13 protein-coding genes are annotated in these 13,394 nt (G+C 71.1%); 3 read left to right on the plus strand and 10 right to left on the minus strand.

Annotated elements, in window-relative coordinates; translation table 11 throughout:
* From ACE3O1_RS04485 to ACE3O1_RS04495, 3 genes are all read right to left on the minus strand, one after another.
* Positions 1-256: helicase-associated domain-containing protein (locus ACE3O1_RS04485; RefSeq protein ID WP_374312855.1), on the minus strand; the 256-nt coding region annotated here is incomplete at its 3' end.
* Positions 257-287: 31 nt separating this feature from the next.
* Positions 288-2,003 (minus strand): helicase-associated domain-containing protein, encoded by a 1,716-nt coding sequence (locus ACE3O1_RS04490; RefSeq protein WP_374312857.1) that lies wholly within the window; start codon positions 2,001-2,003, stop codon positions 288-290.
* Positions 2,004-2,270 (minus strand): multidrug ABC transporter ATPase, encoded by a 267-nt coding sequence (locus ACE3O1_RS04495; RefSeq protein ID WP_374312859.1) that lies wholly within the window; start codon positions 2,268-2,270, stop codon positions 2,004-2,006.
* 124 nt (positions 2,271-2,394) lie between these two features.
* Here ACE3O1_RS04495 and ACE3O1_RS04500 point away from each other — a divergent pair, with 124 nt between their 5' ends.
* Both ACE3O1_RS04500 and ACE3O1_RS04505 read left to right on the plus strand, forming a co-directional pair.
* Positions 2,395-2,778, plus strand: a complete 384-nt coding sequence (locus ACE3O1_RS04500; RefSeq protein ID WP_374312861.1) for a cold-shock protein — start codon at positions 2,395-2,397, stop codon at positions 2,776-2,778.
* Positions 2,762-3,457 (plus strand): DUF3027 domain-containing protein, encoded by a 696-nt coding sequence (locus ACE3O1_RS04505; RefSeq protein ID WP_374312863.1) that lies wholly within the window; start codon positions 2,762-2,764, stop codon positions 3,455-3,457. The genes ACE3O1_RS04500 and ACE3O1_RS04505 overlap by 17 nt, the downstream gene beginning before the upstream one ends.
* Positions 3,458-3,643: 186 nt before the next feature.
* On the opposite strand, the gene ACE3O1_RS04510 is transcribed toward ACE3O1_RS04505, so the two are convergent.
* The 6 genes from ACE3O1_RS04510 to ACE3O1_RS04535 form a co-directional block, all read right to left on the minus strand.
* A complete protein-coding gene (locus tag ACE3O1_RS04510) occupies positions 3,644-5,944 on the minus strand; it encodes a glycoside hydrolase family 3 N-terminal domain-containing protein (protein ID WP_374312865.1) in 2,301 nt (766 codons plus the stop codon).
* Positions 5,941-7,002 (minus strand): ABC transporter permease, encoded by a 1,062-nt coding sequence (locus ACE3O1_RS04515; RefSeq protein WP_374312867.1) that lies wholly within the window; start codon positions 7,000-7,002, stop codon positions 5,941-5,943. Before ACE3O1_RS04515 ends, ACE3O1_RS04510 begins: the two co-directional genes overlap by 4 nt.
* A 3-nt stretch (positions 7,003-7,005) precedes the next feature.
* Positions 7,006-8,085, minus strand: a complete 1,080-nt coding sequence (locus ACE3O1_RS04520; RefSeq protein ID WP_374312869.1) for an ABC transporter permease — start codon at positions 8,083-8,085, stop codon at positions 7,006-7,008.
* Positions 8,082-8,891, minus strand: coding sequence for an ABC transporter ATP-binding protein (locus tag ACE3O1_RS04525; protein ID WP_374312871.1), 810 nt, complete (start codon positions 8,889-8,891; stop codon positions 8,082-8,084). The genes ACE3O1_RS04520 and ACE3O1_RS04525 overlap by 4 nt, the downstream gene beginning before the upstream one ends.
* Entirely contained in the window at positions 8,888-9,712 is an 825-nt protein-coding gene (locus tag ACE3O1_RS04530; protein WP_374312873.1) for an ABC transporter ATP-binding protein, read from the minus strand. Before ACE3O1_RS04530 ends, ACE3O1_RS04525 begins: the two co-directional genes overlap by 4 nt.
* A gap of 72 nt (positions 9,713-9,784) precedes the next feature.
* A complete protein-coding gene (locus ACE3O1_RS04535; protein ID WP_374312875.1) occupies positions 9,785-11,440 on the minus strand; it encodes an ABC transporter substrate-binding protein in 1,656 nt (551 codons plus the stop codon).
* Between the two features lie 181 nt (positions 11,441-11,621).
* Here ACE3O1_RS04535 and ACE3O1_RS04540 point away from each other — a divergent pair, with 181 nt between their 5' ends.
* A complete protein-coding gene (locus tag ACE3O1_RS04540) occupies positions 11,622-12,254 on the plus strand; it encodes a TetR/AcrR family transcriptional regulator (RefSeq protein ID WP_374312878.1) in 633 nt (210 codons plus the stop codon).
* Between the two features lie 24 nt (positions 12,255-12,278).
* Here the strand turns inward: ACE3O1_RS04540 and serC are convergent, their stop codons facing one another.
* Positions 12,279-13,391, minus strand: coding sequence for a phosphoserine transaminase (serC, locus tag ACE3O1_RS04545; protein ID WP_374312881.1), 1,113 nt, complete (start codon positions 13,389-13,391; stop codon positions 12,279-12,281).
* Positions 13,392-13,394 lie beyond the last annotated feature (3 nt).

The raw sequence follows: 13,394 nt of genomic DNA on the forward strand, positions 1-13,394 counted from the left end.
TGTCGATCGACACCGACGGCGGCACGGGGAAGCGCGACCAGCGGTCGAGGGTGGCGAGCATGTCTTCGGCGTCGTGCCCGGCCGCGCGGGCGTTCCACAGACCGAGCCGCGTGATGCGGTACGTGTGGATGTGCTCGGGGGCGCGCTCCAGCTCGGCGAAGATCGCGAGCTCGTGGCGCGCGCTCTCGGCGTCGGGGTGGGCGACTTCGAGCAGCACGGTGCGATCGCTCTGGACGATGAGGGGGCCGTCAGCCATAACGTGCCAGTCTAATCAACTCGCCGGCCGGTCAGGCCGGGCGCACGCTGATGATGCTCGACACCGGCAGCGTGCGCTCGATGTCGGCCGCCCGATCGCGGCCGCGGAGGCGACCGCCGCCCAGGCCCGACGCCTCGAGCGTCAGCGCCCGCTCCGAGCCGTCCGGCATCCGCACGACGACGACGATCTCGCTGCGCGCGCGCACCGCCTGCTCCAGCTCACGGCCGAGCCAGCCCTCCTCGCCGTCGGTGCCGTGGCCGCCGCGGAGGGTCGAGATCACGCGCTGGTAGGTCTGCGCCGCGGTCGGCGGCGGCGGGGGTGCGGCGGCAGAGGTGCGACGCCGCACGAGTTCGGGTGCGCCCGCCTCGTCGATCGCGACCACGGGGTAGCGGGCGTCGGCGAGGGTCCAGTAGACGGCGTCCCGCGCCACGCGCGACACGAGAGCGTCGCCGTCGCGCAGCAGGCCGAGGGGGCGCAGAGCCTGATCGATCGCGATCGTGTCGCGCAGGGCGGCGTCCGAGGTCTCGATGCGCGTGCGATCGGATGCCGCATCCCCGCCGACGCGCACCAGCCCGTGCCGGACCGCCGTGCTCTCGATGAGGTAGGCGAGGGGCTGCGGGATGCCGGTGAGGGAGAGCTCCGACAGGAACGCGGTGATCGACCCCGCGGTCTCGCCCTCGGTCATCCCGGCGCCCAGCGACTCGGCGGTGAACCGGTAGGTGGATGCCTGCGCCCGCGATTCGCGCAGCGCGATGCCGCGCAGCCGGAGGTCGAGCGCCGGCGCGAGGGGGCCCGGCGCGATGGCCGTGAGGTCCGCCTGCAGGTACACGCGGTCGATCTCGGCGGGAAGGAGTGCGGCGAGGTGCGAGGGGTCGGCATGCGCGCCCTGCCGGAGGGCGGCGGTCCAGGCGAACTCGGCGGGGTCGGGCGCGAGCAGCCCCCACTGCACGCCGATGCGGCGCAGGCGCGCCACACGGTGCGGCCAGTCCGGATCGAGGGGGTACGCCGAGTCCCAGAGCGCCGGGTCGACGACGCCGCCGTCGGGCGTGCGCAGGCCCTCGGGCAGGGCGGCCCGGAACCCTTCGGCGATGCTGACCCATCGCTCGGTGGTCGGCGCTGCGAGCCAGAGTTCCCCGGCATCCGTCACCAGCCAGCTGCGCTCTGCCGGCACCGCCAGGCCCGCCGCGCCCGCCGCGGCGAGCAGATCCTCGAGGTCGTCCTCGTCGCCGAGCGCGCCCGCTTCGGTCAGCCGCTTGCGGTCGGCCGCGGTCACCGACCCCGCGCCGGTGCGGGTGAAGGGCACATGCAGACCCGCGAGCAGCACGTCGGCCAGGGAGCCGGCAGTGGTGAAAGCGCGTTCAGCGGCCGCTGCGGCCGCACGATCGTCGGCCGGCACACGCGGCGGCGACGCCTCGTGGGGAGCGAACGCCGACGGGTGAGCCGCGACGAGCGCCTCGACCCGCTCGGTCACGGCGCCATACGGCCGCGCGTCGTCGCGGATCAGGCCGAGGTCCGCCAGCACCGGGTGACGTGGCGCACCCTCGCCCGCGAGGGACGTGAGCGCGGAGCGGGGAAGGCGTGCGAGCGCGCGGTCGATCGATGCCGGATCCAACAGCGCTTCGGCGGCGTCGAAGAAGTCGCTCCAGGTCGCGGAGGCGGAGATGCCGCGCGCGGCGAGCGTCGCCGCCAGGGCGGCGTCGTCGCGCCCCGCGAGCCATGTCGCGAGCGCGCGCTCGTCGGAGACCACTCAGCCTCCTCGGTTGGCCCGAGCCCTTCGCACGAAGCTCATGATCAGCACGGCGAGCATCATCGCGAAGGCGACGATGGGCGCGATGTAGACCAGCACTCCCACGAGGGGCCAGACACCCGATGCCATGTCGGCGCCGGACGCCGAGGCGATCATGATCGCGAAGAAGCTGAGGATCGAGAGCACGAGGAGGCCCAGCGACATGAAGGCCAGGATGCGGTCGATCCGGCGGACGGGGACGTCCTCGCCGGGGGTGTTCGTGCTCATCTGGCTCAGCCTAGCGGCAGGCCGCGGTCTCCGACGCCGGTTGCCGTAGGCTGGGGGAGGGGATCGTGCGATCCCAGTTCCGTCATGCCCGCCGTCTCACGGCGCACTACACAGCGAGGTCTCCATGCCCACCGGCAAGGTCAGGTTCTACGACGAGGAGAAGGGGTTCGGCTTCATCACCACAGATGACGGCCAGGACGTCTTCCTGCACGCCACGGCCCTGCCCGCAGGCACTCCCGCCCCCAAGGCGGGGACGCGGCTCGAGTTCGGCGTCGCCGACGGCAAGCGCGGGCTGCAGGCCCTGTCGGTGCGGGTGCTCGAGGCGCCGGTGAGCCTGGCCAAGCGCTCGCGCAAGCCGGCGGACGACATGGCGATCATCGTCGAGGACCTGGTGAAGCTCCTCGACGGCATCGGCGGAGACCTCCGCCGCGGTCGGTACCCCGCCGGCGCCCACGCCAAGAAGGTCGCCGCCGTGCTGCGCAAGGTGGCCGATGAACTCGACGCCTGATCCGGCCGAGGCTCCCACCTCGCCCGCGCCCGCCGCGGAGGAGGTCGGGGAGAGCGTCGAGCGGACCCTCGACGCGCCCGTCGCCGACCCCGATCCCGCGCTGCTCGAGGCACACGCGCTCGCGCTGTCGGCGTTGGCGGAGATCACGCCGGCGGCGACGGTCGGCGATGCCGCCGGCTACCGCGTCGAACCCGACGGCGTCGTGTCGCTGCGGTTCGAGAATCGGCTCTCGGGCTATCCGGGCTGGTTCTGGACGGTGAGCCTGGCACGCGTCGAGGGCGCCGAGCCCACCGTGCTCGAGGTCGAGCTGCTGCCCGGCGACGACGCGCTCCTCGCCCCGGACTGGGTGCCGTGGGCGGTGCGTCTGGCCGACTACCAGGCCGCCCAGGTCGCGCTCGCCGAGGCTGCCGATGGCGCGGAGGACGAGGACGCCGACGAGCTGGACGATGTCGACGACCTCGACGCGGCTGACTTCGACGACGACGGATCGCCGATCCTCCACGCCGGCGACCTCGACGGCGTCGACATCGACGAGCTCGACGAGGACGCGGACGACGACGACACCGACGACCTCGACGACGAGGACTCCGACGAGGACGAGGACGCGGACGACTCGGACGATGAGGACGACGACTCGGACGATGAGGACGAAGACTCCGACGACGACGAGGACGACTGAGGTCGGCTCGGCGGCGGGCGCGGCTCGCCCATCCGCCGCGCTAACTCCTCAGTTCTGCGCGGTTCGCGCCACGGCGCCGGCCGGAAGCGGGGCGAGGGCGCCCGTGTGTGAGGAGTTCGTGCAGCCGACCTGCGTCGCCAGATCGCCAGCCCGCGGACACGTCGGCTCGGGGCGCCGCGCCCGGCGTCAGCCGGTGAGCGCGGCGGCGGTCGCGAGGTCGGGCGCCGGCTCGTCCGCACCGTCCACGACCGTGAAGCGCGCGCTCAGGAGCACCTCGTCGCGTGAAGACGGTCCGACCAGGAGCTCGAACTCACCGGACTCGACGACACGGCGGCCCGCGGCATCCACGATCGTGCAGTCGGCGACCGCGATCTCGAGCACGACCGCTGCCTCCGCGCCCGGTTCGACGTCGACGACGGTGAAGCCCTTGAGCTCCTTGTCGGCCCAGCTGACCGACGTCACGCTGTCGCGCACGTAGGCCTGCACGACCTCGCGGGCCGGACGCGAGCCGGTGTTGCGCAGCGTCACCGTGGCGCGCACCGTGTCGGCCTCGTGCACGTCGGCGTCCTCGATCCGCAGGTCGGAGTACTCGACGGTCGTGTACGACAGTCCCTCTCCGAACGCGTGGGCGGGACTCTGCGTGAGATCGGCGTAGCGCGTGCCGTGCTGGCCGCGCACCTGGTTGTAGTACGTCGGCTGCTGTCCCACGTGACGGGCGAACGAGATCGGCAGTCGCCCGGACGGCTCGATCAGCCCGAGCAGCAGCTCGGCGATCGCGCGCCCGCCCTCCATGCCGGGGTTCGCCGCCCAGACGAGGGCGGCGGCATCCGTCACCGATCGGGGCAGCACCAGCGGCTTCGACGCGAGCAGGACCACGACGAGCGGTGTGCCGGTCGCCACAAGGGCGTCCAGGAGCGCCTGCTGACCGCCCAGCAGCTCGAGGGTGGCCGTCGACCGGCCCTCGCCCACGAGCTCGACGCGATCGCCCACGACGGCGACGACGACGTCGGCCGCCTCGGCCGCCGCGACCGCCTCGGCGATCATCTCGGCGTCGGCGAGAGCGGGCACCACGACCTGCGGCCGGGGCTGGCCATCGGGGAAGAAGACGCCCGCCGGATCCTCCTCGAGGGTGAGGATGCCGGCACCCTGCGCGTGGGAGACGTCCCAGGTCGACGGAGCGTGGGCGCGAAGCCCGTCGAGCACCGTCGTGATGAGCTCGCGGGGCTGGCCGTCGGGAAGCCAGTCGACCTGGCCCGACGATCCCGCCCAGTCGCCGAGCTGCGTCTGCGCGTCGTCGGCGAGCGGCCCCACCACCGCGATGCGGCGGGGAGCCCGGTCGGTGCCGAGGGGGAGGGTCAGGTCGGTGCGCAGCAGCACGAGCGAGCGACGGGCGGTCTCGAGGTTGAGCGCGACGTGCGCGGCGCTGCCGATCACCGTCTCGATGCGCCCGGCGTCGGGGAGGCGGGGGTTCTCGAACAGGCCGAACTCGAACTTCAGGCGCAGGATGCGCGACACCGCGCGGTCGAGGTCGGCCTCGACCATGAGCCCGCGCTCGATCGCCAGGAGCGCGCCGTGGAAGAAGCCCGGCGTCGTCATGACCATGTCGTTGCCCGCCTTGACCGCGGCTGCCGCGGCGTGGGCGTAGTCGGGCTGCACCTTCTGCTCCCACACCATGCGGCCGACGTTGTCCCAGTCGGTGATGAGCGTGCCGGTGTAGCCCCACTCGCCGCGGAGCACGTCGTTCAGCAGCCAGTCGTTGACCGTGATGGGCACGCCGTCGGTGGTCTGGTAGCCGAGCATGAACGTGCGGCATCCCTCGCGCGCGACGCGCTCGAACGGCGGCAGGAACCACGACCGCAGCTTGCGGCGCGAGATGTCGGCCTCGCTCGCGTCGCGGCCGCCCTGCGTCTCGGAGTAGCCGGCGAAGTGCTTGGCCGTCGCGAGGATCGCGTCGGGGTCGTCGAGGCCGCCGCCCTGGTATCCGCGCACCATCGCCGCGGCGAGCTCGCCGATCAGGTGCGGGTCCTCCCCGAAGGTCTCGTCGATGCGTCCCCAGCGCAGGTCCCTCGCGATGCAGAGGACGGGCGAGAAGGTCCAGTGGTTGCGGGTGGCCGACACCTGTGCGGCGGTCGCCCGGGCGACCTGCTCGACCAGCGCGGCATCCCACGTCGCCGCCATGCCCAGCTGCGTCGGGAAGACCGTGCCGCCCTCCCAGAACCCGTGCCCGTGGATGCAGTCCTCGCCGACGAGCAGCGGGATCCGCAGGCGGGTCCGCAGCGTCAGGTCCCGGGCGCGCAGCACGCGGGCCGGGGAGGCGTGCAGGATCGATCCGGCGTGCATGCGCAGCACCTGATCCTCGAGATCCTCGCGGGCGTCGAGCTGCAGCATCTGCCCGACCTTCTCCTCGAGGGTCATGCGACCGAGCAGATCGGCGATCCGCGCCTCGACCGGGAGTTCGGAGTCGAGGTAGGGCAGGTCGGTGGTCACTGATTCTCCTGTCGGGATGTCGCGGGCTCGGGGCGGACGGCCGTGACGGTGTCGTTGACGTTCATGCCCTTCTTCTTGAGGGCCCGGGCGCGCTCGCCGGCGGAGCGCAGACGCGGATTGACGTACTCGTCGATGCCGAAGTTGATGAGCGAGAGGGCGACGCCGATCGCGGCGATGCACAGGCCCGGGGGCACGTACCACCACCACTGGCCCTGGCGGAACGCGCCCTGCGCGCTCGCCCAGTTGAGGATCGTCCCCCAGTTGTAGGTCGTGACGGGGATGATGCCGATGTACGACAGGGTGGTGAGCCCGATGATCGCGGCGGTCACGGTGCCGACGAAGCTCGCCGCGATGAGCGCCATGAGGTTCGGGAGCATCTCGACGGTGATGATGCGCCGCAGCGGTTCGCCGTTGGCGCGCGCGGCCTGCACGAAGTCGCGGCTGCGCAGCGACATCGTCTGCGCGCGCAGCACGCGGGCGCCCCAGGCCCAGCCGATGAGGCCGAGGACTCCCGCGATCAGGATGAGGGGCGGGTCCTCGAACATCGACGCCACGATGATGATCAGGGGGATGCCGGGGATCACGAGGAAGACGTTGGTCAGCGCCGACAGGCCCTCGCTGCGCCAGCCGCGCAGGTAGCCCGACATCACGCCGACCACGATCGCGATGACGGTGGCGATGATCGCGGCGAGGAAGCCCACCACGATGACGCCGCGGGTGCCGTGGATGACCTGGCTCAGCACGTCCTCGCCGATGTGGGTCGTGCCCAGCCAGTGCGCGGCCGACGGCGGCTGGAAGCGCGCCGTGTTGTCGACCTTCGTCGGCGAGTACGGGGCGAGCACGTCGGCGAAGATCGCGACGAGCACGAAGAACCCGAGGATCACCAGGCCCGCGACCGACTTGCGGTTGCGGAACATCGCGAACGCCGAGCCCAGGCGTGTCCAGAAGGTGGGCCTCGTCGGGGTGCCGCCCGCGGCGGGGCCGGGACGGCGGACGGTGGCCGTGGCGGGCGTGTTCGCCGCGCGCGGCGAGGTGGTGTCGGTGACGATCGTCTCCATTGCTCAGGCCTCCGTCTGGCGCGTGCGCGGGTCGAGGAATCCGTAGGCGACGTCGGCCAGGAGATTCGCCAGGAGAACCGAGACCGTGAGCACGAGGAACACCCCCTGCATCAGCGCGTAGTCCTTGGCGTTCGTGGCATCCAGCAGCAGCTTGCCGACGCCGGGATAGCTGAACACCACCTCCATCACGATGGTGCCGCCGACGATGAAGCCCAGCGCCAGCGCGAAGCTCTGGATCTGCGGCAGCACCGCGTTGCGCGCAGCGTAGCGCCACAGCACGCGGTCGTTCGGCATGCCCTTGGCCTGCGCGACCATCACGTAGTCCTCGTCGAGGACCGTGAGCATCATGTTGCGCATGCCCAGCATCCAGCCGCCGAGCGAGGCGACGATGATGGTCGCCGCCGGGAGGAACCCGTGGTGGAACACATCGCCGATGAACTCCCACGACCACTCCGGCGTCACGCCGACGCCGTAGGCCTTGCCGATCGGGAACCAGCCCAGCGATACGGAGAACACCGAGATCGCGACCAGTCCCAGCCAGAAGTAGGGGATGGTGCTGAGGAAGGTCGTGATCGGGATGAGCGCGTCGAGCCGGCTGCCGCGGCGCCAGCCGACGATCGCGCCGCCGATGGTGCCGATCGCGAACGCGATGAGCGTCGCGAAGCCGACGAGGCCCACCGTCCAGATCAGCGACTGGCCCACCACCTCGGTGACCGGGCGCATCCCGTGCAGCAGCGAGATGCCGAGGTCGCCGCGGAGGAGGAGGCCCCAGTAGTCGAGGTACTGCTGCCAGAGCGAGGCGTCGCTGTCGAGTCCGAGGAGGCTCCGCAGCGCTTCGGCGGCCTCGGGGGTGACGTTGCGGTTGCGGGCGAGGTACGCCGTCACCGCGTCCCCCTTCATCAGTCGGGGCAGGAAGAAGTTGATCGTGATCGCCGCCCACAGCGTGAAGAGGTAGAACAGGACGCGATTCGCCAGGAAGCGCCACGGGACGCGGGCACGGGACTTCACCGCGCCGGTCGCCGTCGTGCCGGCCTCGACAGCGTCGAAGTCCGGGGCCGGGAGCTGGGGAGCGACGGCGCTCATCTTTCACCTCCGAGGATGCCGGCTGCGTGGGCGAAGTAGGAGTCGGGGTCGGGGGACGCGGCACGCAGCTCGCGGGTGTACGGGTTCTGCGGGCGCAGGATCACGTCGTCGGCGGGACCGCGTTCGACCACCCGCCCCTGATTGAGGACGAGGATCTCGTCGCTGAAGTGACGCGCGGTGGCGAGGTCGTGGGTGATGTACAGCACACCCAGCCCGTGCTCGCGCTGCAGGTCGGCGAGGAGGTTGAGCACCCCGAGGCGGATCGACACATCGAGCATCGAGACCGGCTCGTCGGCGACGAGGAGCCGGGGGCGGGATGCCAGGGCCCGGGCGATCGCGACGCGCTGGCGCTGGCCGCCCGAGAGCTCGTGCGGCCGGCGGTCGATGACCGCATCGGCGTCGAGCCGCACCCGGCCGAGCAGACGGCGCACCTCGTCGTCGAGCTGTTCCTTCGGCACGACGTCGTCGAGCTCGAGGGGCCGCTGGATGGCGTAGCGGATCGAGTGGTAGGGGTTCAGCGACGCGAACGGATCCTGGAACACCATGCGCAGCTGCTGGCGATAGGCGCGCAGGCCCTTGCCGCGGCGGGGGATGGGCTGGCCGTCCAGGCGCACCTCGCCGCTGGTGGGCGTCTCGAGCTGCGTGAGGATCTTCGCGATCGTGGACTTCCCGCTGCCGGACTGACCCACCAGGCCGATCGTCTGGCCCGAGCGGAGGGTGAAGCTCACGTCGTCGAGCGCCTTGATCTGGCCGGCGCCGCGCACGGCGTACGCCTTCGTGACGCTGTCGAACTCGAGGACGGTCATCGGTGGACCACCCCCCTCTCTCCGGTGAGTCGCGGGAACGAGGCGAGCAGCGTCCGGGTGTAGTCGCTCTGCGGATCCGTCCAGATCCGCTCCGCGGCGTCGAGCTCGATGATCTCGCCGTCGCGCATGATGGCGATCCGGTCGCTGATCTCCAGCAGCAGCGGAAGGTCGTGGGTGATGAAGATCACCGAGAAGCCGAACTCGTGGCGCAGGTGCGAGATCTGACGCAGGATCTCGCGCTGCACCAGGACATCGAGCGCGGTCGTCGGCTCGTCCATCACCATGAGCTGCGGCCGCAGGGCGAGCGCCATGGCGATCATGACGCGCTGACGCATGCCGCCGGACAGCTCGTGCGGGTAGGAGCGGTAGCGCTGGGCGCCGACCTTGACGATCTCGAGCAGCTCGATCACGGCAGCCCGCCGCTCCCGGCGGGAGAGATCCGGGCGGTGGACCTCGAACACGTCCTCCAGCTGGGAGCCGATCGTGGCGACCGGGTTGAGCGAGTTCATCGCGCCCTGGAAGACCATCGAGATCTTGTCCCAGCGGAAGCGGCGCATCTCCTCGGCCTCGAGCGCGTTGACGTCGACGTCCTCGCCGCTCGCGTCGTGGAAGACGACCGAGCCGCTCGTGATGACGGCCGGGGGCCTGAGCAGGCGCTGGAGGCCGTAGGCGAGGGTGGTCTTGCCGCATCCGCTCTCGCCGGCGAGTCCGAGGATCTCGCCCCGCTGGAGCTCGAGGGTGACGTTCTTCACCGCGCGCCCGGGGGGATCGACGTGGTAGCCCCCCGAGACGCGGGGGAGGGAGCGCAGCGAATCTCTCATCGGTGCCGGTTCGCTTTCGTGGGGATCGAGGTGCGGGCGGGGGATGCCGCAGCACCCCCCGCCCGCGGGTCATCAGTCGGCGGGCTGCAGCTGGGTCAGGATCTGCACGACCGCGGGCTGCGTCGGGTCGGCGGAGGCGTACTGGTCCTCCTCCGACGGCCAGCCGACGTAGTTGCGCGTGTTGAACTCGCCCAGGAGCGGGTGCGCGCCGAGCGGGATCGCCGGCACGTTCTCGACGAACGCCGTCTGCATCACCTCGAGGGCCGCTTCACGATCGGCGTCCGACGCGGCGTTGGCGTAGGTGTTCAGCGCCTCGGTGACCGCCGGGTCGTCGAAGCGGCCGAAGTTGAACGCCGCCTTGCCGTCGACGATCCACTTCGGGTCCATCGTGGAGGTGTACAGGCCGTACGCGTTGCCGGTGTCCTCGAGCCAGTGGATGATCGCCTGGAAGGTGCCCTCCTGGCGCGCGGCATCCCAGCCGCCCCAATCCGGCTGGTCGACCTTGACCTCGATGCCGAGCCCTTCCTTGAGCTCTTCGGCGATGAGCGCCTGCTCGGTGTTCCAGTCGCTCCATCCCGCGGGAACCGAGATCGAGAACGAGACCGGCTCGCCGTCGGGGTCGATGAGGGTCTCGCCCTCCCAGGTGTAGCCGGCGTCGGTGAGGATCTCCCGGGCCTTGTCGACGTCGACCGAGTAGTTCTGGCCGGCGTACTCGGGGATGACCTCGCCCTCGAGCAGCGATCCGAGGCCGGTGACGCTCCAGACCGCCTCGCTCGCACCCTCGCGGGCGATGTCGACGTAGGCCTGGCGGTCGATCGTCCAGGCGAGCGCCTCGCGCAGCGCCGGGTCGTTGAACGGCTTGGTCTGCAGGTTCATGAACAGCGTGCCCGCCCCCGCGGTGGGTGAGGCGAGGAACTTGTTGTCGGGGTCCGCCGACAGGTAGCTGTCCTCGATCTGCGGGATGAATGCCTGCGCCCAGTCGGCCTCGCCCGTTGCGAGCGCGGTCGTGAGAGCCGCGTTGTCGCCGTAGGAGACGTAGTGCAGCTCGGGCACGGCCAGCTCTCCGCCCCAGTAATCGGGGTTGGCGGTGAGGGTGACGGACTCCGTCGTCCAGGAGTCCAGCACGTACGGTCCGGTGCCGACGACCTGGCCCTCGCCGGTGAGCGGGTCGGTGTTGGGGTCCGCGATGTCGGCCCAGATGTGCTCGGGCACGATCTGGAAGTGCAGCACGCGGGCCTGCTGGGTGTACTTCGAGCTGTTGAAGTCGATGGTGACGGTGTCGCCGTCGACGCTCACGCTCTTGATGTCGAGGGCATTGGTGTCGTTGAGCTTGCCGTCGAGCACCTGGTTGAAGGAGAACGCGATGTCGTCGGCGGTGAAGTCCTCGCCGTCGCTCCATTTCACTCCGCTGCGGGCGACCGCGGTGAGCTGGGTGTAGTCGTCGTTCCATTCCACGGACTCGGCCAGCCACGGCGTCGTGCCCAGGTCGCCGGTCGGGTTGACGAGCGCCAGCGACTCGAAGATGACCTTGCCGTACGCGTACTTCGACGCGGACGAGTCGCCCAGGTAGGGGTTGTTCGACTCGGTGGTGATCGCGCCGTCCGGCTTGGCGATCGTGAGCGCTGCACCCGGCTCGGAAGCGCCGGTGTCCGAGCTGCCGGCGGCGCAGCCGGTCAGCACGATCGCCGCGGCGATGCCGACGGCGACGAGGGAGGATCTGAGCCTCATTGCTTCTCCTTCGTGAGGTGACGTCGGTGTACTCACGTGAGCGACGACGTCGTCGTGGGGGTGATTGCGGAAGTCAACTTACAAGCAAGTAAGTAACCAATGCAAGCGCGCCGCCGCCGACCCGCGTCCGACCCGTGCGTAGACTCTTGATCCGCCACATGAGTCGAGAGGGCGGAAGCCAGTGACCGAGCCGCGCAGACAACCGCGTTCGCGACCCGAGACGCTGGCGCGCCGTCGCGACATCCTCGATGCGGCGACCGACATCTTCGGCGCGAAGGGGTTCACCGGCGGCACGCTGCAGGAGATCGCCGACCAGGTCGGCATGACCCACGCCGGCATCCTCCATCATTTCGGCTCGAAGGATGCGCTCCTGCTGGAGGTGCTCCAGCATCGCGATGAGACCGACGTCGCCGACCTGGCGGAGCAGCACATCCCCGACGGCATGGACCTCTTCCGCCACCTCGTGCGCACCGCCTTCGCCAACGCCGAGCGGCCCGGCATCGTGCAGGCGTACGCCGTGCTCTCGGCGGAGTCGGTCACCGCCGACCACCCCGGTCGCGCCTTCTTCGAGAAGCGGTACAACACCCTGCGGGGCGAGGTCGCGCACGCGTTCGCCGTCGCGTGCGCCGAGCGCGGAATCCGCGAGCCCGAGACGGTGGCCGCCGCGTCGGCGAGCATCCTCGCCGTCATGGACGGCCTTCAGGTGCAGTGGCTGCTCGATCCCACGGCCCTCGACCTCGGACGCGCGTCGGAGTTCGCGATCGAGGCGATCGTGGCCTCGGTGCTCGCGCCCGCGCCCTCCCCGCTCGCCTGACGGCGAACGGCCGGCGGACGTGGGTCAGAGGCGCTCGACCGTGTAGTCGATCGACTTGATCAGCTGGCGCACGTCGTCGGGGTCGATCGAGACGAACGTCGCGACGCGCAGCTGGTTGCGGCCGAGCTTGCGGTACGGCTCGGTGTCGACGATGCCGTTGGCCCGCAGGCTCTGGGCGACGGCCGCGGCGTCGACCGTGTCGTCGAAGTCGATGGTGACCACGACGGGGGAGCGGTCGGCCGGGTCGGCGACGAAGGGCGTCGCGAAGGCGGATGCCTCGGCCCAGTCGTAGAGTGCCTGCGACGACTCCCGGGTGCGGGCGTCGGCCCACTGCAGGCCGCCGTTGTCGCGGATCCAGTCCAGCTGCTGATCGAGCAGGAACAGCGTGGTGAGCGCCGGCGTGTTCAGCGTCTGGTTGAGGCGGGAGTTGTCCAGCGCGTTCTTGAGGCTCAGGAACTCCGGGATGTACCGGCCGGATGCCGCGACCCGCTCGATCCGCTCGATCGCCGCGGGCGAGACGACGGCGAACCACAGGCCGCCGTCGGAGCCGAGGTTCTTCTGGGGCGCGAAGTAGTAGACGTCGGCCTCGTGGACCGAGAAGTCGATGCCGCCGGCGGCGCTGGTCGCGTCGATCACGGTCAGCGCGCCGTCGTCGCCCTGCACGCGCGCCACGGGGGCGCTGACGCCCGTCGAGGTCTCGTTGTGGGGCCATGCGTAGACGTCGACGCCCTCGACCGCTTCGGCGGAAGTGCGGGTGCCGGCAGCGACTTCGCGCACGTCCGGCGCCTCGAGCCAGGGGGCCTTCGCGGCGGCCGCGAACTTGCCGCCGAACTCCCCGAAGACGAGGTTCTGGCTGCGCTTCTCGATGAGGCCGAAGGCCGCAGCATCCCAGAAGGCGGTCGAGCCGCCGTTGCCGAGGATCACCTCGTAGCCGTTCGGGAGGCGGAACAGCTCGGTCAATCCCGCGCGCACCTGGCCGACGAGGCCTTTGACCGGCGCCTGGCGGTGCGAGGTTCCCAGCAGTGCCGAGCCGGGCCCGGCGAGCGCCGCCAGGGCTTCGGGGCGCACCTTCGACGGGCCGCATCCGAAGCGTCCGTCGGCGGGCAGGATCTCACGGGGAAGCGCGACGTGGGGCATGGC

The organism is Microbacterium sp. (assembly GCF_041909575.1).
GTDB lineage: Bacteria > Actinomycetota > Actinomycetes > Actinomycetales > Microbacteriaceae > Microbacterium.

Coding starts and splice junctions, on each gene's coding strand:
- serC (WP_374312881.1), bottom strand. CDS start 13,391: ATGCCCCACGTCGCGCTTCCCCGTGAGATCCTGCCCGCCGACGGACGC.
- ACE3O1_RS04535 (WP_374312875.1), bottom strand. CDS start 11,440: ATGAGGCTCAGATCCTCCCTCGTCGCCGTCGGCATCGCCGCGGCGATC.
- ACE3O1_RS04500 (WP_374312861.1), top strand. CDS start 2,395: ATGCCCACCGGCAAGGTCAGGTTCTACGACGAGGAGAAGGGGTTCGGC.
- ACE3O1_RS04525 (WP_374312871.1), bottom strand. CDS start 8,891: ATGACCGTCCTCGAGTTCGACAGCGTCACGAAGGCGTACGCCGTGCGC.
- ACE3O1_RS04505 (WP_374312863.1), top strand. CDS start 2,762: ATGAACTCGACGCCTGATCCGGCCGAGGCTCCCACCTCGCCCGCGCCC.
- ACE3O1_RS04495 (WP_374312859.1), bottom strand. CDS start 2,270: ATGAGCACGAACACCCCCGGCGAGGACGTCCCCGTCCGCCGGATCGAC.
- ACE3O1_RS04520 (WP_374312869.1), bottom strand. CDS start 8,085: ATGAGCGCCGTCGCTCCCCAGCTCCCGGCCCCGGACTTCGACGCTGTC.
- ACE3O1_RS04530 (WP_374312873.1), bottom strand. CDS start 9,712: ATGAGAGATTCGCTGCGCTCCCTCCCCCGCGTCTCGGGGGGCTACCAC.
- ACE3O1_RS04515 (WP_374312867.1), bottom strand. CDS start 7,002: ATGGAGACGATCGTCACCGACACCACCTCGCCGCGCGCGGCGAACACG.